This is a genomic window from Pseudomonas sp. A, assembly GCF_056270345.1.
This window is the reverse complement of record NZ_CM149873.1, coordinates 5,324,240-5,347,638: the sequence shown is the minus strand read 5'-3', so window position 1 is coordinate 5,347,638 and position 23,399 is coordinate 5,324,240. Positions and strand designations below refer to the sequence as shown.

Genomic DNA, 23,399 nt, shown 5'->3' with positions numbered 1-23,399 from the left:
AAGAGCAATACGCTACAATCCCGCCCTTGTCGTTCAGCACTGCTACAGGATCCTCCATGCCGGTCTCCTTCGTTCACCTTCGCGTGCACTCCGAATTCTCCCTGGTCGACGGCCTGGTGCGGATCAAGCCGCTGGCCAAGGCCCTGGCCGGGATGAACATGCCGGCGGTGGCGATCACCGACCAGAGCAACATGTGCTCGCTGGTGAAGTTCTACAAGACCGCCATGGGCGCCGGCATCAAGCCGATCTGCGGCGCCGACCTGTGGCTGGCCGGCGCCGACCCCGAGGCGCCGCTGTCGCGCATCTGCTTCCTGGCCATGAACCCCAAGGGCTACCGCAACCTCACCGAGCTGATCTCGCGCGGCTGGACCGACGGCCAGCGCAACGGCCTGGTGATCATTCAGCGCGACTGGATCGCCCCGGCCAGCGAGGGGCTGATCGCCCTGTCCGCTGGCAAGGAAGGTGATATCGGCGTGGCCCTGATGGCCGGGCGCCAAGACGAGGCCCAAGCCCTGCTCGGCGACTGGATGGGCCTGTTCCCGGATCGTTTCTACGTCGAGCTGCAGCGCACCAACCGCGCCGGTGACGAAGAGTACGTGCACGCCGCCGTGGCCCTGGCCGACAAGTTTGGCGCGCCGCTGGTGGCGACCAACGACGTGCGCTTCATCAAGCAGTCGGACTTCGACGCCCACGAGACCCGCGTCTGTATCGGCGAGGGCTGGACCCTCGACGACCCGCGCCGCCCGCGCGGCTACAGCGACCAGCAGTACCTCAAGTCGCCGGAGGAGATGGCCGAGCTGTTCAGCGACCTGCCGGACGCCATCGCCAACACCGTCGAGATCGCCAAGCGTTGCAACATCACCGTGCAGCTGGGCAAGTACTTCCTCCCCGATTTCCCCACGCCCAACGGCATGGGCATCGACGACTACCTGCGTCACGTCTCCCACGAGGGCCTGGAGGAGCGCCTGGCGGTGCTCTGGCCGAAGGAGACCACGCCCAACTACGAAGAGAAGCGCCAGGTCTACCTGGACCGTCTGAAGTTCGAGCTGGATATCATCATCCAGATGGGCTTCCCCGGTTACTTCCTTATCGTTATGGACTTCATCAAGTGGGCGAAAAACAACGACGTGCCGGTTGGCCCGGGCCGGGGATCGGGTGCCGGCTCCCTGGTGGCCTATGTATTGAAGATCACCGACCTCGACCCGCTGGCCTATGACCTGCTGTTCGAGCGCTTCCTCAACCCTGAACGTATTTCCATGCCCGACTTCGACGTCGACTTCTGCATGGATGGCCGCGACCGGGTGATCGACTACGTGGCCGAGGCTTATGGTCGCAACGCGGTGAGCCAGATCATCACCTTCGGTACCATGGCCGCCAAGGCGGTGGTGCGCGACGTGGCGCGGGTACAGGGCAAGTCCTACGGTCTGGCCGACCGCCTGTCGAAGATGATCCCGTTCGAAGTGGGCATGACCCTGGAGAAGGCCTACGAGCAGGAAGAGATCCTGCGCGACTTCCTCAAGGGCGACGAGGATGCCCGCGAGATCTGGGACATGGCCCTCAAGCTCGAAGGTGTCACCCGCGGTACCGGCAAGCATGCCGGTGGCGTGGTGATCGCGCCGACCAAGCTTACCGACTTCTCGCCGATCGCCTGTGACGAAGAGGGCGGCGGCCTGGTGACCCAGTTCGACAAGGACGACGTCGAGGCGGCGGGCCTGGTGAAGTTCGACTTCCTCGGCCTGCGGACCCTGACCATCATCAAGTGGGCGATGGAGATCATCAACCGCGAGCAGGCCAAGAAGAACCTGCCCGACGTCAACATCGACTTCATCCCGCTGGACGACCGCAAGACCTACGAGCTGCTGCAGAAAGCCGAGACCACGGCGGTGTTCCAGCTCGAATCCCGTGGCATGAAGGAGCTGATCAAGAAGCTCAAGCCCGACTGCCTGGAAGATCTCATCGCACTGGTGGCGCTGTTCCGTCCGGGCCCGCTGCAATCGGGCATGGTCGACGACTTCATCAACCGCAAGCACGGCCGGGCAGAGCTGGCCTACCCGCACTCCGACTACCAGTACGAAGGCCTCAAGCCGGTACTCGCGCCTACCTACGGCATCATCCTGTACCAGGAACAGGTGATGCAGATCGCCCAGGTGATGGCCGGCTACACCCTCGGTGGCGCCGACATGCTGCGTCGGGCCATGGGCAAGAAAAAGCCCGAGGAGATGGCCAAGCAGCGCGGCGGTTTCATCGAAGGCTGCGTTGCCAACAACATCGAGGCGGACCTGGCCGGCAACATCTTCGACCTGGTAGAGAAATTCGCCGGCTACGGCTTCAACAAATCCCACTCCGCCGCCTATGGCCTGGTGTCGTACCAGACCGCCTGGCTGAAGACCCACCACCCGGCGCCGTTCATGGCCGCGGTGCTGTCGGCGGATATGCACAACACCGACAAGGTGGTGGTGCTGGTCGAGGAAGTGCGCAGCATGAAGCTGCGCCTCGATGCGCCGGACGTGAACTTCTCGGACTTCAAGTTCACGGTCAATAACGATGGCCGCATCGTCTATGGCCTGGGCGCGATCAAGGGCGTGGGCGAGGGGCCGGTGGAGGCGATCGTCGAGGCACGTGCCCAGGGCGGCCCGTTTAAGGACCTGTTCGACTTCTGCGAGCGCATCGACCTCAAGCGGGTCAACAAGCGTACCCTCGACGCGTTGATCCGCAGTGGTGCGCTGGACCGCCTGGGGCCGCACTTCCATGACGAGATCAAGGCCTACCAGGCCAACATCGACATCAACCGTGCAACCTTGCTGTCGGCGCTGGGCGAGGCGGTCAAGGCTGCCGAGCAGGCCGCTCATACCGCGGACAGTGGCCACGTCGACCTGTTCGGCGGCATGTTCGACGAGGCGGATGTCGACGTCTACGCCAACCATCGCAAGGTGCGCGAGCTGACGCTCAAGGAACGCCTCAAGGGCGAAAAGGACACCCTCGGCCTGTACCTGACCGGCCACCCGATCGACGAATACGAGACCGAGATCCGCCGCTTCGCCCGCCAGCGCATCGTCGACCTCAAGCCGGCGCGAGATACCCAGACCATTGCCGGCATGATCATTGCCCTGCGGGTAATGAAGAACAAGAAGGGCGACAAGATGGGCTTCGTCACCCTGGATGACCGTTCCGGGCGCATCGAGGCCTCGCTGTTCGCCGATGCCTTCATGGGCGCCCAGGCCCTGCTGCAGACTGACGCCATGGTGGTGGTGGAAGGGGAGGTGAGTAACGATGACTTCTCCGGCGGCCTGCGCCTGCGGGTCAAGACCGTGATGACCATGGAGGACGCCCGGACCAAGCTGGCCGAGAGCCTGCGCCTGAAGGTCGGCCACGACGCGCTCAAGGGCGATCGTCTGAAGTGGTTGGGCGAGCTGATCACCCGCCATCGCGGTGGTTGCCCGATCACCCTGGAGTACACCGGCAGCGACGCCAAGGCCATGCTGCAGTTTGGCGACCAGTGGTCGATCGATCCGGCCGATGGGCTGATTCAGGCACTGCGTGACCAGTTCGGGCGTGAGAACGTCTTCCTGCAATACCGTTGAAACGACGAATTTTAATCTCGACCTTTATGCGCCTGATCCCTTAAGGTAGGGCGCCAAACGGATCAACCGGCCGGCCGCCTGGCCGTAGACCCAAGACGGAAGCCTATGAACCCGAATTTCCTCGATTTCGAACAGCCGATTGCCGACCTGCAAGCCAAGATCGAAGAGCTGCGCCTGGTGGGCAACGACAACTCGCTGAACATCAGCGATGAAATTGCCCGTCTGCAGGACAAGAGCAGCACCCTGACCGAGAGCATCTTCGGCAACCTGACCAGCTGGCAGATCGCTCGCCTGGCCCGTCACCCGCGCCGCCCTTACACCCTCGACTACATCGACCACATCTTCACCGAGTTCGAGGAGCTGCACGGCGACCGTCATTTCGCCGACGACGCCGCCATCGTCGGTGGTACCGCGCGTCTGAACGACAAGCCGGTCATGGTCATCGGTCACCAGAAGGGCCGTGAAGTGCGCGAGAAGGTGCGCCGCAACTTCGGCATGCCGCGCCCTGAAGGCTACCGCAAGGCCTGCCGCCTGATGGAAATGGCCGAGCGCTTCAAGATGCCGATCCTGACCTTCATCGACACCCCGGGCGCCTACCCGGGCATCGACGCCGAGGAGCGCAACCAGAGCGAGGCCATCGCCTGGAACCTGCGTGTGATGGCGCGCCTGAAGACGCCGATCATCGCCACCGTGATCGGTGAAGGCGGTTCCGGCGGCGCACTGGCCATCGGCGTGTGCGACCAGCTGAACATGCTGCAGTACTCGACCTACTCGGTGATCTCGCCGGAAGGTTGCGCCTCGATCCTGTGGAAGACCGCCGACCGCGCAGCCGATGCCGCCGAGGCCATGGGCGTGACCGCCGAACGTCTGAAGAGCCTGAACATCGTCGACAAGGTCATCGCGGAGCCGCTGGGCGGTGCTCACCGTGATCCGGCGAAGATGGCGGCCAATGTTCGCGCCGACCTGATCGAACAGCTGGACATGCTCGGCAAGCTCGACAACGACGCGCTGCTCAAGCGCCGTTACGATCGCCTGATGAGCTACGGCCTCTGATCGTAGTCTGACGCCCTCGATCGCGGGGCAAGCCCGCTCCCACGTTCTGTAGCGTGGGAGCGGGCTTGCCCCGCGATGCGATTTGAAGAGGGACTACTATGCTCGACCTCACTGCGCAACTCTCTCCCTGGCTCAACGCCCCCGCCTGGCACGTCGCCTTCTCCGGCGGCCTGGACTCCACCGTCCTCCTGCACCAGCTCGCCGAATACTCCCGCAACCATTCAACGCCGCCCCTGCGCGCCCTCCATGTCCATCACGGCCTGCAAGCCGCCGCCGATGCCTGGCCCGATCACTGCCGAGCGGTGTGCGCTGCCCTGGGTGTCGAACTCGACGTAATCCCTGTCCAGGTCGCCCCCGGCGCCAGCCTCGAACAAGCGGCCCGCAACGCCCGCTACGGCGCCTTCGAAAAACGGCTGGGCGCAGGCGAGGTACTGTTCACCGGTCAGCACCGCGATGACCAGGCCGAAACCCTGCTGTTGCGTCTGTTGCGCGGCGCTGGCCTGCGTGGGCTGGCCGCCATGGCGCAACAGCGTCCGCTGGGCCAGGGCAGCCTGGTGCGGCCGCTGCTGGGGCTGTCGCGCCAGCAGTTGCAGGCCTACGCCGACAGACACGGGTTGGTATGGGTCGACGACCCTTCCAATAGCGATACGGCCTTTGCCCGCAACTTCCTGCGCGGCGAGGTCTTCCCAATCCTGCGCCAGCGCTGGCCCCAGGCCGAAGCCAATCTGGCGCGCAGCGCCGAACACCTGGGCGAGGCACTGGGCCTGCTGGACGAACTGGCCGCCAGCGACCTGGCGGTCGCCTGCGACAATGCGCCGCTGTCATGGCTGGGTTTGGATTCACTCAGCCTCGAGGCGCTCACCGCACTGTCCCCGGCGCGTCAACGCAACGCCATGCAATTCTGGCTCAGCCAGCGCACCCGCCTGCCCGACAGCCGCCACTGGGCCGGCTGGAGCGACCTGCGCGACGCGGCGGCCGATGCCTGCCCGGTCTGGCGTCTGACCGACGGCGAAATGCATCGCAGCCATGGACGTATCTGGTGGCTGAGTGGCGATTGGCTGGCTGCGGTGTCGGGCGTTTACCCCTGGCTGGACAGCGGGAAACCGTTGTGCCTGCCGGGTAATGGCAGCGTTCGCCTGATGTCGGGCCTGCCAGGTGAAGGCCTGCATATCCGCTACCGCCAGGGCGGCGAGGTCATGCAACTGCCCGGCCGCGGCCGGCGCGATCTCAAGCGCCTGCTCAACGAGCTGCAGGTCCCGCACTTCGTGCGCCCGCGCCTGCCGCTGCTGTATCGTGGCGAGCAGTTGCTGGCGGTGGCCAACCTGCCCGAGCGGGTGCAGGCAGATTGCCAGCTGCACTGGCAGCCGCCGACGAACGTGCAAGGTTTGAGCTGAAGGGTACATTCCGGTAGACTACCCTCCCTTCTTGATACAACTTCTGTGGGTTGCGCAAAAACACAGGAGTTGCCGATTACCAAGCAGTTTTTTGCTGGGCTGATTTCTTAAAATGACGAGCGAGCTCCATGCCGGGGATACCCCTGGTCTGTACAGACGCGGCAGTTTTTCGAGATGCACTGTGATTGACGCAGGTGATCGGGGGCTTCGGCCTTCCTTCGCTTTCTCCGGCGGCGCTGGCCGCCTTAACGCAGACTTCTAGGGTTTTTCATGACGCGCTACATATTCGTCACGGGCGGTGTTGTTTCTTCATTGGGGAAAGGCATTGCCTCGGCTTCCCTGGCGGCCATCCTGGAAGCGCGGGGGCTCAAAGTCACCATGCTCAAGCTGGACCCGTACATCAACGTCGACCCGGGCACCATGAGCCCGTTCCAGCACGGTGAAGTATTCGTCACCCACGACGGCGCCGAGACCGACCTCGACCTGGGCCACTACGAGCGGTTCATCCGCACCACGATGACCCAGAACAACAACTTCACCACCGGCCGTATCTACGAGCACGTGCTGCGCAAGGAGCGCCGTGGTGATTACCTGGGCGCGACCATCCAGGTCATCCCGCATATCACCGACGAGATCAAGCGCCGCATCATCAAGGGCGCCGGCGATGCCGACGTCGCGCTGGTCGAAATCGGCGGCACCGTGGGTGACATCGAGTCGCAACCGTTCCTCGAGGCGATCCGCCAGCTGCGCGTCGAAGTGGGCTCCAAGCGCGCCATGCTGATGCACCTGACCCTGGTCCCGTACATCGCCACCGCCGGCGAGACCAAGACCAAGCCGACCCAGCACTCGGTGAAGGAGCTGCGCTCCATCGGCCTGCAGCCGGATGTGCTGATCTGCCGCTCCGACCACCCGGTCGATGCCTCGTCGCGTCGCAAGATCGCGCTGTTCACCAACGTCGAAGAGCGTGCGGTGATCTCGCTGGAAGACGTCGACACCATCTACAAGATCCCTGGTGTGCTGCACGCACAAGGCCTGGACGACTTCGTCGTCGAGCGCTTCGGCCTGCAGTGCAACAGCGCCGACCTGTCCGAGTGGGACAAGGTCGTCGACGCCAAGCTCAACCCTGAGCAGGAAGTGACCATCGCCATGGTCGGCAAGTACATGGAGCTGCTGGATGCGTACAAGTCGCTGATCGAAGCGATGAGCCACGCCGGCATCACCAACCGCACCAAGGTCAACCTGCGCTACATCGACTCCGAAGACATCGAGAACCAGGGCACCAGCCTGCTCGAAGGCGCCGATGCCATCCTGGTCCCGGGCGGTTTCGGCCTGCGTGGCGTGGAAGGCAAGATCACCGCGGTGCAGTACGCCCGTGAGAACAAGGTTCCGTACCTGGGCATCTGCCTGGGCATGCAGGTGGCCGTGATCGAGTTCGCCCGTAACGTGATGGGCTGGAAAGACGCCAACTCCACCGAGTTCGACCGCAACAGCGGCCACCCGGTCGTCGGCCTGATCACCGAGTGGGCAGATGCCACCGGCGCGGTCGAGACCCGTACCGAAGCCTCCGACCTGGGTGGCACCATGCGCCTGGGCGCGCAGGACTGCCAGCTGGCGGCTGGCTCCAAGGTCCACGACTGCTACGGCAAGGACGTGATCACCGAGCGTCACCGTCACCGCTATGAAGTGAACAACAACCTGCTGCCGCAACTGGTCGATGCCGGCCTGGTGGTGTCCGGTCGTTCCGAAGACGGCGCGCTGGTCGAAGTGGTCGAGTCCAAGGAGCACCCATGGTTCGTCGCCTGCCAGTTCCACCCGGAATTCACCTCGACCCCGCGTGACGGCCACCCGCTGTTCAGCGGCTTCGTCAAGGCTGCCCTGGCACAGAAGAACAAGGCCTGATCCATGACTCAGAAGATCATTCGCGTCGGTAACATCGAGATCGCCAACGACAAGCCGTTCGTCCTGTTCGGCGGCATGAACGTCCTGGAGTCCCGTGACCTGGCCCTGAAGGTCTGCGAGGAGTACGTGCGGGTGACCGAGAAGCTCGGCATCCCGTACGTGTTCAAGGCGAGCTTCGACAAGGCCAACCGTTCGTCGGTCAACTCGTATCGCGGCCCCGGCATGGAAGAAGGCCTGAAGATCTTCGAAGAGATCAAGCAGACCTTCAACGTGCCGGTGATCACCGACGTGCACGAGCCCTACCAGTGCGAGCCGGTGGCCAAGGTGTGCGACATCATCCAGCTGCCGGCCTTCCTGTCGCGCCAGACCGACCTGGTCGTGGCGATGGCCAAGACCGGTGCCGTGATCAACATCAAGAAGGCGCAGTTCCTGGCGCCCCACGAGATGAAGCACATCCTCGCCAAGTGCGTCGAGGCCGGCAACGATCAGCTCATCCTCTGTGAGCGCGGTTCGAGCTTCGGCTACAACAACCTGGTCGTGGACATGCTCGGCTTCGGCATCATGAAAGAGTTCGAGTACCCGGTGTTCTTCGACGTGACCCACTCGCTGCAGACCCCGGGTGGTCGCGCCGACTCCGCCGGCGGCCGTCGCGCCCAGGTCACCGACCTGGCCAAGGCCGGTATGAGCCAGGGCCTGGCGGGCCTGTTCCTCGAGGCCCACCCGGATCCGGACAACGCCAAGTGTGACGGTCCGTGTGCCCTGCGCCTGGACAAGCTGGAGCCGTTCCTGGCCCAGCTCAAGCAACTGGACGACCTGGTGAAAAGTTTTCCGACGGTAGAAACCGCGTAAAGCTCGTTTCTCGGGTAAAGTACCGCCCGTTCCACCCCTGACCTTTCGGTCAGGGGCTCCCTTCGCCAGGCCTGCCCGTGCCATGTCGCCTGGTGAACGGCAAGAATTCCCAAAAGCTGCGTTGTTTTCGTCAATTCTGGAGTGCTTACAACAATGGCAAAGATCGTCGACATCAAAGGTCGTGAAGTTCTCGATTCGCGTGGCAACCCCACCGTGGAAGCCGATGTACTGCTCGACAACGGCATCATCGGTAGCGCCTGCGCGCCGTCGGGTGCTTCCACTGGCTCGCGCGAAGCGCTGGAGCTGCGTGATGGCGACAAGAGCCGTTACCTGGGCAAGGGCGTGCTGAAGGCCGTCGGCAACATCAACGGCCCGATCCGCGACCTGCTGCTGGGCAAGGACCCGGCCGACCAGAAAGCCCTGGACCGTGCCATGATCGAGCTGGACGGTACCGAGAACAAGGCCAAGCTGGGCGCCAACGCCATCCTCGCCGTGTCCCTGGCCGCCGCCAAGGCCGCCGCCCAGGACCTGGACCTGCCGCTGTACGCGCACATCGCCAACCTCAATGGTACCCCGGGCCAGTACTCCATGCCGGTGCCGATGATGAACATCATCAACGGCGGCGAGCACGCCGACAACAACGTCGACATCCAGGAGTTCATGGTGCAGCCGGTTGGTGCCAAGACCTTCTCCGACGGCCTGCGCATGGGCACCGAGATCTTCCACCACCTCAAGGCCGTGCTGAAGGCCCGTGGCCTGAACACCGCCGTCGGTGACGAAGGTGGCTTCGCCCCGAACCTTGCGTCCAACGAAGACGCCCTGGGCGCCATCGCCGAAGCCGTCGAGAAGGCCGGCTACAAGCTGGGCACCGACGTGACCCTGGCCCTGGACTGCGCGGCTTCCGAGTTCTATGAAGGCGGCAAGTACAACCTGTCCGGCGAAGGCAAGTCGTTCGACGCCGAAGGCTTCGCCGACTACCTGAAGGGCCTGACCGAGCGCTTCCCGATCATCTCGATCGAAGACGGCCTGGACGAGTCCGACTGGGCCGGCTGGAAGATCCTGACCGACAAGATCGGCGAGAAGGTCCAGCTGGTCGGCGACGACCTGTTCGTGACCAACACCAAGATCCTCAAGGAAGGCATCGAGAAAGGCATCGGCAACTCGATCCTGATCAAGTTCAACCAGATCGGCTCGCTGACCGAGACCCTGGAAGCCATCCAGATGGCCAAGGCCGCCGGCTACACTGCGGTGATCTCGCACCGTTCCGGTGAAACCGAGGACTCGACCATCGCCGATCTGGCCGTGGGTACTGCTGCCGGCCAGATCAAGACCGGTTCGCTGTGCCGTTCCGACCGCGTCAGCAAGTACAACCAACTGCTGCGCATCGAGGAGCAACTGGGCGCCAAGGCCGTATATCGCGGTCGTGCCGAGTTTCGCGGCTGAGCAAGAGATGGTAAAAAGGCAGCAGCCGGGGCCGGCTGAACGTTCGTACTGATCGTTCGGTTGTCTCCACGGGTTTCTGTCGACGAAGCCTGGCCTCGGCCAGGCTTCGTGCTATCGGAAGCTCGCTGCGGCGGCCTTTTTTACCCTGGATATCTTCATGCGCAGTCCCTATTGGTTGTTCCTCGTCCTGCTCCTGCTGCTCGGCGGCCTGCAATATCGCCTTTGGGTAGGTAATGGCAGCCTGGCGCAAGTGACCGAACTCAAACAGCAGATCGCCGACCAGCATGCGGAAAACGAACGCCTGCTGGAGCGCAATCGTGTGCTCGATGCCGAGGTCCTGGAGTTGAAGAAAGGTATGGAGACCGTGGAAGAACGGGCTCGTCATGAGCTGGGGATGGTCAAGGAGGGCGAAACCCTCTACCAGCTGCCGCAGAAATGACAAACGAACTGCCGGCCTTCTGGGCCGTGATTCCCGCCGCGGGCGTTGGTGCCCGCATGGCTGCCGACCGTCCCAAGCAGTACTTGCAACTGGGCGGGCAGACGATTCTCGAGCACAGCCTCGACTGTTTCCTCGACCATCCCATGCTCAAGGGCCTGGTGGTCAGCATTGCCGAACAAGACCCCTACTGGCCCGGCCTGCGTTGCGCCAGCGATCCGCGCATCCAGCGCGCCCCGGGCGGTAGCGAGCGCGCCGACTCGGTGCTCAACGCGCTGTTGCTGCTGCATGCCCAGGGCGCGGCGGATGACGACTGGGTGCTGGTGCACGACGCCGCGCGGCCGAACCTGGCACGTAGCGATCTGGACAAGTTGCTGTCAGCCCTGGCTGAAGATCCCGTCGGCGGATTGCTCGCCGTACCCGCCCGGGACACGCTCAAGCGTGCCGACGGCGAGGGCCGGGTGGCGGCCACGGTTGATCGCAGCACCGTCTGGCAGGCCTATACCCCGCAGATGTTCCGCCTTGGCATGCTGCACCGGGCGCTGGCCGAGTGCCTGGTGTCCGATGTGGCGGTCACCGACGAGTCGTCGGCCATCGAATGGGCCGGTTATGCGCCGCGCCTGGTCGAAGGGCGCAGCGACAACATCAAGGTGACCCGGCCAGAGGACTTGGAGTGGCTGCGCCAGCGCTGGGCCGGGCGCCGCTGAGCGCCGACCTGGCACTGTCCCTGTAGGAGCGGGCTTGTCCCGCGAACACCGGCAAAGCCGGTGCCATGCGACGCGGCGCCTGCTTCGCGGGGCAAGCCCGCTCCTACAGGGGAGTGCTGCTATATTCTGGCAACTGCGCCAACCCTTCCTTGAGATAGTCCACCAATCGCCTCACCTTCGGCGACAGATGCCGCTGCTGCGGATACAACGCCCACACTGCCGTATTCGGCGGCTGATGCCCCTCCAGCAACGACACCAGCGCCCCGCTGTGCAAATGTTCGAGCACGTAGTAGTCCGGCAACTGGCACAGCCCCATCCCCTGCAGCGCCGCGTCCAGCACCGCCTGGCCGCTGTTGCAGCGCCAGTTGCCCTGCACCCGCTGGGTGATCTCGCGACCCTCCTGCTGCAGTGCCCACAGGTCCGAACTGCCCACCAGGCAGTTGTGCCGCGCCAGCTCCGACAGGCTGTGCGGCCGCCCATAGCGCTCCAGGTAGGCCGGCGACGCGCACAGGTACATGCGCCTTGGTGCCAGGCGCGTGGCCACCAGCCGCGAATCCTGCAAGCGCCCCAGGCGAATCGCCAGGTCCATGCCTTCATGCAGCAGGTCGAGGGTACGGTTGCTCAGCTCCACTTCGACCCGCAACTGCGGATACTGCGCCATGAAGCGCGTCACCAGCGGCACGATGAAGCGTTCGCCATAGGCCACCGCGCAGGTCATGCGCAGCAGGCCCTTGGGCTCGCTGGCCAGGTCGCCCATGGCGCGCAGCGCCTCCTCGCGGCCATCCTGCAGGCGCTGGCAGTGCTGGAGAAAGGTCTGCCCGGCTTCGCTCAGGGTCACCCGTCGGGTGCTGCGATACAACAGGCGAGTCTGCAGGCGTTCTTCCAGGCGGGCGATCTGCCGGCTGATGTGCGAGGACGACACCCCCAGGCGTTCGGCGGCGGCGGTGAACTGGCCCGATTCGGCCACCGCGACGAACTCGTCGATGCCCTCCCAGCGACTGCTCATGGATTATCCCTGTATGGCAATAATGTTTTGTGAGTGGCTGGATTATTCATCAAAAGGCGGTGAATTACACTGACCGCCAGTAACCGACATCTTTCTGGAGACCTTTGATGATCAAGTCCCGCGCTGCCGTCGCCTTCGAGGCCAAGAAACCCCTGGAAATCGTCGAAGTGGACGTGGCCATGCCCAAGGCCGGCGAAGTGCTGCTGCGCGTCGTCGCCTCGGGTGTCTGCCATACCGACGCCTACACCCTGTCCGGCGCCGACCCGGAAGGTATCTTCCCGTCGATCCTCGGTCACGAAGGCGGGGCGATCGTCGAGGCGGTGGGCGAGGGCGTTACCTCGGTGGCGGTCGGTGACCATGTGATCCCGCTGTACACCCCCGAATGCGGCCAGTGCAAATTCTGCCTGTCGGGCAAGACCAACCTGTGCCAGGCCATCCGCGCCACCCAGGGCAAGGGCCTGATGCCCGACGGCACTACCCGCTTCAGCTACAAGGGCCAGCAGCTGTTCCACTACATGGGCACCTCGACCTTCTCCGAGTACACCGTGCTACCGGAAATCTCCGTGGCCAAGATCCAGAAGGAAGCTCCGCTGGAGAAGGTCTGCCTGCTCGGTTGCGGCGTGACCACCGGCATCGGCGCGGTACTCAACACCGCCAAGGTCAAGCCGGGTGACACCGTGGCCATCTTCGGCCTTGGCGGCATCGGCCTGTCGGCAGTGATCGGCGCGGTCAAGGCCAAGGCTTCGCGCATCATCGCCATCGACATCAATCCGGCCAAGTTCGAGATCGCCCGCCAGCTGGGCGCTACCGACTGCATCAACCCGAAAGACTACGACCGCCCGATCCAGGAAGTAATCGTCGACCTCACCGACGGCGGCGTCGATTTCTCCTTCGAGTGCATCGGCAACGTGCAACTGATGCGCGCGGCGCTGGAGTGCTGCCACAAGGGCTGGGGCGAGTCGGTGATCATCGGCGTGGCCGGTGCTGGCCAGGAAATCGCCACCCGTCCGTTCCAGCTGGTCACCGGCCGCGTCTGGCGCGGTTCGGCCTTCGGCGGCGTGCGTGGTCGCAGCGAGCTGCCGAGCTACGTCGAGATGTCCGAGAAGGGCGAGATCCCGCTGGACACCTTCATCACCCACACCATGGGCCTGGAAGACATCAACAAGGCCTTCGACCTGATGCACGAAGGCAAGAGCATCCGCAGCGTGATCCACTTCTGAGGGCCTCGCCATGACCCTGGAAAACCTCTCCTGCCAGAAAAGCTTCGGCGGCTGGCACAAGCGTTACCGGCACACTTCCAAGGTGCTCGGCTGCGACATGGTGTTCGCCGTCTACCTGCCGCCCCAGGCCGAGCAGGGCGAGAAGCTGCCGGTGCTGTACTGGCTCAGCGGCCTGACCTGCACCGACGAGAACTTCATGCAGAAGGCCGGTGCCCAGCGCCTGGCCGCGGAGCTCGGGCTGATCATCGTCGCTCCGGACACCAGCCCGCGTGGCGAGCAGGTGCCGGGCGATCCGGATGGTGCCTGGGATTTCGGCCTGGGCGCCGGGTTCTACCTCAATGCCAGCCAGCAGCCGTGGGCGCAGCATTACCGGATGCACGACTACGTGGTCCAGGAGTTGCCGGCCCTGATCGAGGCGCACTTCCCGGCGTCCGACCAGCGCAGCATCAGTGGTCACTCGATGGGCGGACACGGCGCGTTGGTCTGCGCCCTGCGCAACCCCGGGCGCTACCGTTCGGTGTCGGCGTTCTCGCCGATCAGCAACCCGATGGATTGCCCCTGGGGCGAGAAGGCGTTTTCCCGCTACCTCGGCGAGGACCGTGCGCGCTGGCGCGAGTGGGATGCCAGCGTGCTGCTGGCCGAGGCCGGGCAGTGCCCGCCGTTGCTGGTGGACCAGGGTGATCGCGATGACTTCCTCGACAAGCAGCTCAAGCCGCAGGCGCTGGAGCAGGCAGCGCGCAAGGGCGGCCATGCGCTGACCCTGCGCCTGCAGCCGGGCTATGACCATAGCTACTACTTCATCGCCAGCTTCATCGAGGAACACCTGCGTCATCATGCGGTGGCGTTGGGCAGGGTTTGACCTGACAGCGCGGTGTTGGCTTTTTCGCGGGTAAACCCGCTCCCACAGGGTATCTGCAGCCCTCGGCTTGCAGCGTTCCTTGTGGGAGCGGGTTCACCCGCGAAGGGCTGCACGGCAGCCCCAATACTGCATGAAAGCAGGTAGAATCACGCCCTGACTCAATCAGGGCGTTTTTCTATGCGTATTGGCCACGGCTACGATGTCCACCGTTTCTGCGACGGTGATTTCATTACCTTGGGCGGGGTGCGTATCCCCCACAAGTTCGGCCTGCTGGCCCACTCCGACGGCGACGTGCTGCTGCACGCCCTGAGCGATGCCCTGCTTGGCGCTGCGGCGCTGGGCGACATCGGCAAGCATTTCCCCGACACCGACCCGCAGTTCAAGGGCGCCGACAGCCGCGTCCTGTTGCGCCACGTGGTTACCGTCGTGCGCGACAAGGGCTGGAAGGTCGGCAACGTCGACGCCACCATCGTCGCCCAGGCGCCGAAGATGGCCCCGCATATCGAAATCATGCGCCAGCAGATCGCCGCAGACCTGCAGGTCGAACTCGACCAGGTCAACGTCAAGGCCACCACCGAAGAAAAGCTGGGCTTCACCGGTCGCGAGGAGGGCATCGCCGTGCACGCGGTCGCCCTGCTGCTGCCAGCATGACCGAACTGGAACTGCTGGGCCCACGGGCCTCGGGCGATGCATTGGGCACTGCAGTGCTCAAGGCGGTGGCCGAAGACTTCCAGGTCGATGAAGTCCTTGATATCCCGCTGTCCGGCCAGGGCGAGCACCTGTGGCTGTGGGTCGAGAAGCGCGACCTCAACACCGAGGAGGCGGCCCGCCGCCTGGCCCGCGCCGCCGGCGTGCCGGTGCGCGCCATCAGCTATGCCGGCCTCAAGGACCGCCAGGCCCTGACCCGCCAGTGGTTCAGCCTGCACCTGCCGGGCAAGGCCGACCCCGACCTGTCCCGCGCCGAGGACGACACCCTGCGGGTGCTCAAGCAGGTGCGCCACCAGCGCAAGCTGCAGCGTGGCGCGCACTCGGCCAATGGCTTCACCTTGCGCCTGACCGCGCTGCAGGCCGACCGCCCGGCCCTCGATGCCCGCCTGGAGCAACTCAAGCTGCAGGGCGTGCCCAATTACTTCGGCAGCCAGCGTTTCGGCCATGGCGGTGGCAACGTGCATGATGCCCAGGGCTGGGCCGCACGCCAGGCATTGCCCGAGCAGCGTAACGTGCGCTCGCGGTTGTTGTCGGCCGGGCGCAGCTACCTGTTCAACCAGGTGCTGGCCGCCCGGGTGGCAGACGGCAGCTGGCAGCGCGCCCAGGTCGGCGACCTGCTGGCGTTCACCGACAGCCGCAGTTTCTTCCCAGCAGGGGAGGCCGAGTGCAGCGATCCGCGCCTGGCCATTCTCGACCTGCATCCCACCGGCCCGCTGTGGGGCGAGGGGCAATCGCCTTGCGCTGGCGCGACCCAGGCGCTCGAGAGCGAAGTTGCCGCCCGCCATCCGGCGTTGTGCCAATGGCTGGCGCGAGCGGGCATGGATCACGAACGGCGCATCCTGCGGCTCCCTATTGGGCGTCTGTCGTGGCATTATCCCGAGCCTGATATCCTGCAACTGGAATTCGTCCTTCCGGCCGGATGCTTCGCCACCGTGGTGGTGCGCGAACTCGTCGATCTGGTGCCGGCAGGGCAGACGGACAGCCCATGCGTATTCTGATTTCGAATGACGACGGTGTTACCGCACCCGGCATCGCCGCGCTGCATGAAGCGCTGGCGGATTACGCCGAGTGCGTGGTGATTGCCCCGGATCAAGACAAGAGCGGCGCCAGCAGTTCGCTGACGCTCGACCGGCCGCTGCACCCGCAGACCCTGGCCAACGGCTTCATCAGCCTCAACGGCACGCCCACCGACTGCGTGCACCTGGGGCTCAACGGCCTGCTGCCGGAAACCCCCGACATGGTGGTGTCCGGCATCAACCTGGGTGCCAACCTGGGGGATGACGTGCTGTATTCCGGCACGGTCGCCGCCGCGCTGGAAGGGCGTTTCCTCGGCGGCACCTCGCTGGCCTTCTCGCTGCTTTCGCGTCTGCCCGATAACCTGCCGACCGCCGCCTATATCGCCCGGCGCCTGGTCGAGGCGCAGTCGCGCCTGGAACTGCCGCCGCGCACCGTGCTCAACGTCAACATCCCCAACCTGCCGCTGGAGCACATCCGCGGCATCCAGCTTACCCGCCTGGGGCACCGGGCGCGTGCCGCGGCGCCGACCAAGGTGGTCAACCCGCGGGGCAAGGAAGGTTACTGGATCGCCGTGGCCGGCGATGCCGAGGATGGCGGGCCGGGTACCGATTTCCATGCGGTGATGCAAGGCTACGTGTCGATCACGCCGTTGCAGCTGGACCGTACCTTCAACGATGCCTTCGAGCGCCTCGACGGCTGGCTGGAGGGCGTGCTCTGATGCGCGAACAGGACGATCTGCAGCGTCGCGGCATCGGCATGACCTCCCAGCGTACCCGGGAGCGGCTGATCCAGCGCCTCTACGAAGAAGGCGTGTCGAACGCCAAGGTACTCGAGGCCATTCGCCGCACCCCGCGCCACCTGTTTGTCGATGAAGCCCTGGCCCATCGAGCCTACGAGGACACGGCGCTGCCGATCGGCCACAACCAGACGATCTCCCAGCCGTTCATGGTCGCGCACATGAGCGAGCTGCTTCTGGAGGCCGGGCCCCTGGACAAGGTGCTGGAGATCGGCACCGGTTCTGGCTACCAGACCGCGATCCTGGCCCAGCTGGTGGAGCGGGTGTTCTCGGTGGAGCGGATCAAGGTCCTGCAGGACCGGGCCAAGGAGCGCCTGGTCGAGCTCAACCTGCGCAACGTGGTGTTCCGCTGGGGCGACGGCTGCGAAGGCTGGCCGGCGCTGGCGCCGTACAACGGCATCATCGTTACCGCGGTCGCCCCGGAAGTGCCCCAGGCACTGCTCGACCAGCTGGCGCCGGGCGGGCGCATGGTGATCCCGGTCGGGCCGGCGGGGGAGACCCAGCAGCTGATGCTGATCGTGCGCGAAGAACATGGCTTCTCGCGCCGGGTACTCGGGGCCGTACGCTTCGTACCCCTGCTCAACGGCCCGCTGGCCTGACCTGCGCAACGGAATATTTGCGCCGGCGACGAATTCTTGCGCCTGGCCCCTGTCTATCTGGCGTGGCGTTTTTCGTACACCGATCAGGCCAACAGCGAGTCACCCCAAGGTGGGTGGCTCGGTTATAATTGAAACAATATTGCATTTCGTATCGTCATTTTTGACAGCATGAGGGGAGCGCGGGTGGGTCACACAGGCATGCGGCAGCGCAAGGAACGGTCGGTATTGAAGCTTCTGGTGATTGCGCTGGCCATGGGGACCCTGTTGGCTGGCTGTTCCAGCACCAGCTCCAACGGCGCCCGCGTGGTCGACCGCAACAACGCCGCGCCCAAGCGCCCGACCGTCACCTCGGGGCAGTACATCGTCAAGCCCGGCGACACGCTGTTCTCCATCGCCTTCCGCTATGGCTGGGACTACAAGGAGCTGGCGGCGCGCAACAACATTCCCGCCCCCTACACCATCCGTCCGGGCCAGCCGATTCGTTTCAGCAGCGGCGCGGGGGGCAGCACCACGGTTGTCAGCAGCCCTTCTTCGTCGAGCAAGACCACCGTCATCCGCCGACCGGTCGGCAGCACCGCGCCGACGACCAGTAATGGCAAAAGTGCCACTACTGCCTCTTCCACCACCTCGCAAACGGTTGCCCAGGTGCCCGCCGCAGAGCGCGCCGTCGGCGGTTGGACGTGGCCGGCGAGCGGCGTGCTGATTGGTAAATTCGCTTCAAACGGTAGTTTGAATAAAGGCATTGATATCGCCGGTGATTTGGGACAGCCTGTTTTTGCTGCGTCTGATGGAGCGGTGGTCTACGCCGGCAGTGGCTTGAGGGGCTATGGCGAGCTCATCATCATCAAACACAGCGATACCTACGTCAGTGCCTACGGTCACAACCGCAGGCTTTTGGTTCGGGAGGGGCAGCAGGTCAAGGCAGGGCAGACGATCGCAGAAATGGGGTCCACGGGCACTGATCGGGTGAAGCTGCATTTCGAGATTCGCCGCCAGGGCAAACCCGTCGATCCTCTCCAGTTCCTGCCACGCCGTTGATCATTGTCCCGGCCTGTTCCTTGGATGTAGAGGGGACAGGCTCCAGCGCTGCCATGGAAGGGTGACGCTCGAGTCTGAGTTCGAACTCAGCAAAGGACTATAACAATGGCTCTCAGTAAAGAAGTGCCGGAGTTTGACATCGACGATGACCTCCTTCTCATGGAGACGGGCATCGTTTTGGAAACGGATGTGGTGTCAGACGAACCTGCTGTACCTTCGGTTCGGACCAAGTCGAAACAGGGCGCATCGCTCAAGCAGCACAAGTACATCGACTACAGTCGCGCACTTGATGCTACTCAACTGTATCTGAATGAAATCGGCTTCTCGCCCCTGCTTTCGCCAGAGGAAGAAGTGCATTTCGCGCGCCTGTCGCAAAAAGGCGACCCGGCCGGTCGCAAGCGCATGATCGAAAGCAACCTGCGCCTGGTGGTCAAGATCGCCCGCCGTTACGTCAATCGTGGCTTGTCGTTGCTCGACCTGATCGAGGAAGGCAACCTGGGACTGATCCGTGCGGTGGAGAAATTCGACCCCGAGCGGGGCTTCCGCTTCTCGACCTACGCGACCTGGTGGATCCGCCAGACCATCGAACGGGCGATCATGAACCAGACCCGCACCATCCGCCTGCCCATCCATGTGGTCAAGGAGCTCAACGTCTACTTGCGCGCTGCCCGCGAGCTGACGCAGAAACTCGACCACGAGCCGTCGCCGGAAGAAATCGCCAGCCTGCTGGAAAAACCGGTGGCCGAGGTCAAGCGCATGCTCGGCCTGAACGAGCGGGTGTCCTCGGTGGATGTCTCGCTCGGCCCTGACTCCGACAAGACGCTGCTCGACACGCTCACCGACGATCGCCCCACCGATCCGTGCGAACTGCTGCAGGACGACGACCTGTCGCAGAGCATCGACCAGTGGCTGGGCGAGCTGACCGACAAGCAGCGCGAGGTGGTGGTGCGGCGTTTCGGCCTGCGTGGGCATGAAAGTAGCACCCTCGAGGATGTCGGCCTGGAGATCGGCCTGACCCGCGAGCGCGTGCGGCAGATCCAGGTCGAAGGCCTCAAGCGTCTGCGCGAGATCCTTGAGAAGAATGGCCTGTCCAGCGAGTCGCTGTTCCAGTAGTCACTGACGTGCTTAGGCGAACGCCCCGACTTGTTCGGGGCGTTTGCGTTTTAGATTGGCTGAATCAGACGTCATCGCGGGGCAAGCCCGCTCCCACGCTGCTTTTGGGGGCTGGACGCGAAACCTGTAGGAGCGGGCTTGCCCCGCGAAGGCGTCCTCAATACCAACCCCATAGCCTGCTCCCCTGCGAAGTATTTATTTCTCCACCCTCGTAGCATCGCATGTAAGCATTCGCTTACTCGTCATGTAAGTGATCGCTGTAGGGATCAGTAAATCAATGTCGTTTCCAACGGCGTACTTTTTCTAACTAACTGATATTTATGACTTTTATAAATATCAAAAGATGTGTCACCTGAATCATCCTGAGATATTCGCCGCTTGTTCCCTACCGGGGAATCGCTAGTATTCGAACTGTGTCAAGGGACAGACACAGGCCTTCAAGGATGACGGCCAGGGACATCGCGGGACGCGATTCATCAGGATGATGATTGGGACATACAGGGACTACGGAAAAAATGTGGGCGGGTCAAACCGCCCCTTTTTTTTGCCCGTCGGAAATGAAAAAAGGCCCTTTCGGGCCTTTTTCGCAACTGGGCGCTATCAGCGCTCCAGGTCGGCAATCTTGCCCGTCTTGCCATCCCACTCTTCGGCGTCCGGCAGGGCGTCTTTCTTCTCGGTGATGTTCGGCCAGATCTCCGCCAGCTCGGCGTTCAGCTCGATGAAGTTCTCCATGCCGGACGGCACTTCGTCTTCCGAGAAAATCGCCTGGGCCGGGCACTCCGGCTCGCACAGCGCACAGTCGATGCACTCGTCCGGGTGAATCACCAGGAAGTTCGGGCCTTCGTAGAAGCAGTCCACCGGACAGACTTCCACGCAGTCGGTGTACTTGCATTTGATGCAGTTGTCGGTGACGACGAAGGTCATTTCTAATTCTCTCCTCAGGCGACGGCAGCTTGCCCTTCCTTACCAGGGCAGCGCGGTTCACGGTGCTGGCTGCAGGCCAGGCTAATAACCTGCAGTGCTCGCAAACCGCGCCGGATTCTACCAGCTTGCGCGGTGGGCCGTTATAACAGGTTTTTCAGTTGATATAGCATTTCGATAGCTTGGCGCGGCGTCATGTCGTCCAGGTCCAGCTTGCCCAGCTTCTCGATGGCTGGGTGTGGCAGGCTGGCGAACAGGTCGCTCTGGTGCGGCACGTGAGGCATGTTGTCGCGGGCTGGCGTGATCGGCGCTTCGTGGGGCAGGCTGGCGGTCTCCAGCCGGCCCAGGTGCTCGCGGGCACGCTGGATCACCGCCGCCGGCACGCCCGCCAGCTGCGCCACGGCCAGGCCGTAGCTCTGGCTCGCCGGGCCCGGCAGGACGTGGTGCAGGAACACGATGCGTTCGTTGTGCTCGGTGGCGTTCAGGTGCACGTTGGCCACCAGCGGCTCGCTGTCCGGCAGCACGGTCAGTTCGAAGTAGTGGGTGGCGAACAGCGTGTAGGCGCGCAACTGGGCCAGGCGCTCGGCGGCGGCCCAGGCCAGCGACAGGCCATCGAAGGTACTGGTGCCGCGGCCGACTTCGTCCATCAGCACCAGGCTGCGGTCGGTGGCGTTGTGCAGGATGTTGGCGGTCTCGCTCATCTCGACCATGAAGGTCGAACGCCCGCCGGCCAGGTCGTCGCTGGAGCCGATACGGGTGAAGATGCGGTCGACCGGCGACAGTTCGCAGGCGGCGGCCGGGACGAAGCTGCCGATATGGGCCATCAGCACGATCAGCGCGGTCTGGCGCATGTAGGTGGACTTACCGCCCATGTTCGGGCCGGTGATGATCAGCATGCGCGTGCTGTTGTCCAGGCCCAGGTCGTTGGCCACGAATGGCGTGGTCAGCACCTGCTCGACCACCGGGTGACGGCCCTGCTCGATGCGCAGGCACGGCTCCTCGACGAAGCTTGGGCAGTTCAGGTCCAGGTTCAGGGCGCGCTCGGCCAGGTTGCTCAGCACATCCAGTTCGGCCAGGGCGGCGGCGCTGTCCTGCAGCGGCGCCAGGTGTTCGATCAGGGTTTCGAGCAAGGCATCGTAGAGCATCTTCTCGCGGGCCAGGGCGCGGCTCTTGGCCGACAGTGCCTTGTCCTCGAAGGTCTTGAGCTCGGGGGTGATGAAGCGTTCGGCGCCCTTGAGCGTCTGCCGCCGGATGTAGTCGGCGGGTGCCTGCTCGGCCTGCTTGGTCGGCAGTTCGATGAAGTAGCCGTGCACGCGGTTGTAGCCAACCTTGAGGTTGGCCAGGCCCGTGCGGGCCTTCTCGCGGGCTTCGAGGTCGATGAGGAACTGGCCGGCGTTCTCGCTGATCGCCAGCAGCTCGTCCAGTTCGCTGTCGTAGCCGGTCTTGAGCACGCCACCGTCGCGGATCACCGCCGGTGGGTTGTCGATGATCGCCCGCTCCAGCAGGCCGGCCAGCTCCGGATAGGTGCCGGTGATCGCGGCCAGGCGCGCCAGGTGTGGCGCCTCCAGCTCGGTCATGGCGTTCTGCAGCTCGGGCAGGGCGCCGAGGGCGTCGCGCAGGCGCGCCAGGTCACGGGGACGGGCGTTGCGCAGGCCGATCCGCGCGAGGATCCGCTCGATGTCGCCGATTTCCTTGAGCTGCGGCTGCAGCTTCTCGAAACGGTAGCCGTCGAGCAGGCAGCGGATCGAATCCTGGCGGGCCTTGAGCACCTTCAGGTCGCGCAGCGGACGGTTCAGCCAGCGGGTCAGCAGGCGGCTGGCCATGGCGGTCTGGCAACGGTCGATGACCGATTGCAGGGTGTTGTCGCGGCCACCGGCCAGGTTGATGTCCAGCTCCAGGTTGCGGCGGCTGGCGGCATCGAGGATGACCGTGTCGTCCAGGCGCTCGTGACGCAGGCTGCGCAGGTGGGGCAGGGCGGTGCGCTGGGTTTCCTTGGCGTAGGTCAGCAGGCAGCCGGCGGCGCCGATGGCCAGGGTCAGCTTGTCGCAGCCAAAGCCCTTGAGGTCCTGGGTGGCGAACTGCTGGCAGAGGCTCTTGCGCGCCGTGTCGCGGTCGAAGTCCCACGGTGCGCGGCGACGGGCGCCGGGGCGCTTTTCGGCCGGCAGGCCCTGCGGCCAATCGTCGGGGATCAGCAGTTCCACCGGGTTGATGCGTTCGAGCTCGGCCAGCAGGTTCTCCCAGCCCTTGATTTCCTGCACGGTGAAGTTGCCGCTGGTGATGTCCAGCACCGCCAGGCCGAACAGGCGCTCGTCACCCAGCAGGGCGGCGATCAGGTTGTCGCGGCGCTCGTCGAGCAAGGCCTCGTCGCTGATCGTGCCCGGGGTGATGATGCGCACCACCTGGCGCTCCACCGGGCCCTTGCTGGTGGCCGGGTCGCCGATCTGCTCGCAGATGACCACCGACTCGCCGAGCTTGACCAGCTTGGCCAGGTAGCCTTCCAGCGAGTGGAACGGAATCCCGCACATGGGAATCGACTGGCCCGCCGACTGCCCGCGGGCGGTCAGGGTGATATCCAGCAGTTTTGCGGCTTTCTTCGCATCTTCGTAGAAGATCTCGTAGAAATCGCCCATGCGGTAGAACATCAGCTGGTCCGGGTGCTGGTTCTTCAGCTTCCAGTACTGCTGCATCATCGGGGTGTGTGCGGAGAGATCAGACATTCAGGGCCTTACAGCGGGTGGTCTGGTGGCAAATTTCGAAACC

The 23,399-nt window shown here is 64.3% G+C and carries 19 protein-coding genes; 16 read left to right on the top strand and 3 right to left on the bottom strand.

The window, feature by feature from the left end; all coding sequences use genetic code 11:
* Nucleotides 1-56 precede the first annotated feature (56 nt).
* From dnaE to ispD, 8 genes are all read left to right on the top strand, one after another.
* Nucleotides 57-3,581, top strand: a complete 3,525-nt coding sequence (dnaE, locus tag AC0MAZ_RS23830) for a DNA polymerase III subunit alpha (RefSeq protein WP_203651140.1) — start codon at nucleotides 57-59, stop codon at nucleotides 3,579-3,581.
* 105 nt (nucleotides 3,582-3,686) lie between these two features.
* Nucleotides 3,687-4,634 carry an acetyl-CoA carboxylase carboxyltransferase subunit alpha gene (locus tag AC0MAZ_RS23825; RefSeq protein WP_110738407.1) on the top strand — a complete coding sequence of 316 codons (948 nt, stop codon included), beginning with the start codon at nucleotides 3,687-3,689 and terminating at the stop codon, nucleotides 4,632-4,634.
* Between the two features lie 98 nt (nucleotides 4,635-4,732).
* Nucleotides 4,733-6,028, top strand: coding sequence for a tRNA lysidine(34) synthetase TilS (tilS, locus tag AC0MAZ_RS23820; protein WP_475859404.1), 1,296 nt, complete (start codon nucleotides 4,733-4,735; stop codon nucleotides 6,026-6,028).
* Between the two features lie 270 nt (nucleotides 6,029-6,298).
* A complete protein-coding gene (locus AC0MAZ_RS23815; protein ID WP_186714670.1) occupies nucleotides 6,299-7,927 on the top strand; it encodes a CTP synthase in 1,629 nt (542 codons plus the stop codon).
* A 3-nt stretch (nucleotides 7,928-7,930) separates the two neighbouring features.
* Nucleotides 7,931-8,776 (top strand): 3-deoxy-8-phosphooctulonate synthase, encoded by an 846-nt coding sequence (gene kdsA, locus AC0MAZ_RS23810; RefSeq protein ID WP_110701896.1) that lies wholly within the window; start codon nucleotides 7,931-7,933, stop codon nucleotides 8,774-8,776.
* 153 nt (nucleotides 8,777-8,929) lie between these two features.
* Entirely contained in the window at nucleotides 8,930-10,219 is a 1,290-nt protein-coding gene (gene eno / locus AC0MAZ_RS23805; RefSeq protein WP_254463922.1) for a phosphopyruvate hydratase, read from the top strand.
* A 157-nt stretch (nucleotides 10,220-10,376) separates the two neighbouring features.
* On the top strand, nucleotides 10,377-10,658 hold the full coding sequence (ftsB, locus tag AC0MAZ_RS23800) for a cell division protein FtsB (RefSeq protein ID WP_011535259.1): 282 nt from the start codon (nucleotides 10,377-10,379) through the stop codon (nucleotides 10,656-10,658).
* Nucleotides 10,655-11,362: a 2-C-methyl-D-erythritol 4-phosphate cytidylyltransferase gene (gene ispD, locus AC0MAZ_RS23795; protein WP_232856797.1), complete on the top strand. Its 708-nt coding sequence runs from the start codon at nucleotides 10,655-10,657 to the stop codon at nucleotides 11,360-11,362. Before ftsB ends, ispD begins: the two co-directional genes overlap by 4 nt.
* A gap of 103 nt (nucleotides 11,363-11,465) precedes the next feature.
* Here ispD and AC0MAZ_RS23790 read toward each other — a convergent pair whose 3' ends face one another.
* Nucleotides 11,466-12,368 carry a LysR substrate-binding domain-containing protein gene (locus tag AC0MAZ_RS23790; RefSeq protein ID WP_254463921.1) on the bottom strand — a complete coding sequence of 301 codons (903 nt, stop codon included), beginning with the start codon at nucleotides 12,366-12,368 and terminating at the stop codon, nucleotides 11,466-11,468.
* A gap of 107 nt (nucleotides 12,369-12,475) precedes the next feature.
* On the opposite strand from AC0MAZ_RS23790, the gene AC0MAZ_RS23785 reads away from it, so the two are divergent.
* The 8 genes from AC0MAZ_RS23785 (at nucleotide 12,476) to rpoS (ending at nucleotide 19,718) form a co-directional block, all read left to right on the top strand.
* Entirely contained in the window at nucleotides 12,476-13,588 is a 1,113-nt protein-coding gene (locus AC0MAZ_RS23785) for an S-(hydroxymethyl)glutathione dehydrogenase/class III alcohol dehydrogenase (protein ID WP_254463920.1), read from the top strand.
* Between the two features lie 10 nt (nucleotides 13,589-13,598).
* Complete coding sequence (gene fghA, locus AC0MAZ_RS23780; RefSeq protein WP_475859402.1) at nucleotides 13,599-14,447, top strand: S-formylglutathione hydrolase; 849 nt, start codon at nucleotides 13,599-13,601, stop codon at nucleotides 14,445-14,447.
* A gap of 177 nt (nucleotides 14,448-14,624) precedes the next feature.
* Nucleotides 14,625-15,098, top strand: a complete 474-nt coding sequence (gene ispF / locus AC0MAZ_RS23775; RefSeq protein ID WP_232856801.1) for a 2-C-methyl-D-erythritol 2,4-cyclodiphosphate synthase — start codon at nucleotides 14,625-14,627, stop codon at nucleotides 15,096-15,098.
* Nucleotides 15,095-16,153 carry a tRNA pseudouridine(13) synthase TruD gene (gene truD / locus AC0MAZ_RS23770; RefSeq protein WP_232856803.1) on the top strand — a complete coding sequence of 353 codons (1,059 nt, stop codon included), beginning with the start codon at nucleotides 15,095-15,097 and terminating at the stop codon, nucleotides 16,151-16,153. Before ispF ends, truD begins: the two co-directional genes overlap by 4 nt.
* Nucleotides 16,141-16,890, top strand: a complete 750-nt coding sequence (surE, locus tag AC0MAZ_RS23765; RefSeq protein WP_232856805.1) for a 5'/3'-nucleotidase SurE — start codon at nucleotides 16,141-16,143, stop codon at nucleotides 16,888-16,890. The genes truD and surE overlap by 13 nt, the downstream gene beginning before the upstream one ends.
* A gap of 38 nt (nucleotides 16,891-16,928) precedes the next feature.
* On the top strand, nucleotides 16,929-17,567 hold the full coding sequence (locus AC0MAZ_RS23760) for a protein-L-isoaspartate(D-aspartate) O-methyltransferase (protein WP_162175259.1): 639 nt from the start codon (nucleotides 16,929-16,931) through the stop codon (nucleotides 17,565-17,567).
* Between the two features lie 183 nt (nucleotides 17,568-17,750).
* Nucleotides 17,751-18,605, top strand: coding sequence for a peptidoglycan DD-metalloendopeptidase family protein (locus AC0MAZ_RS23755; RefSeq protein ID WP_232856807.1), 855 nt, complete (start codon nucleotides 17,751-17,753; stop codon nucleotides 18,603-18,605).
* A gap of 105 nt (nucleotides 18,606-18,710) precedes the next feature.
* On the top strand, nucleotides 18,711-19,718 hold the full coding sequence (rpoS, locus tag AC0MAZ_RS23750) for an RNA polymerase sigma factor RpoS (RefSeq protein ID WP_011535249.1): 1,008 nt from the start codon (nucleotides 18,711-18,713) through the stop codon (nucleotides 19,716-19,718).
* Nucleotides 19,719-20,318: 600 nt separating this feature from the next.
* On the opposite strand, the gene fdxA is transcribed toward rpoS, so the two are convergent.
* Nucleotides 20,319-20,642, bottom strand: a complete 324-nt coding sequence (fdxA, locus tag AC0MAZ_RS23745) for a ferredoxin FdxA (RefSeq protein WP_050704429.1) — start codon at nucleotides 20,640-20,642, stop codon at nucleotides 20,319-20,321.
* A 140-nt stretch (nucleotides 20,643-20,782) separates the two neighbouring features.
* On the bottom strand, nucleotides 20,783-23,356 hold the full coding sequence (mutS, locus tag AC0MAZ_RS23740; RefSeq protein ID WP_475859399.1) for a DNA mismatch repair protein MutS: 2,574 nt from the start codon (nucleotides 23,354-23,356) through the stop codon (nucleotides 20,783-20,785).
* Between the last annotated feature and the right edge of the window lie 43 nt (nucleotides 23,357-23,399).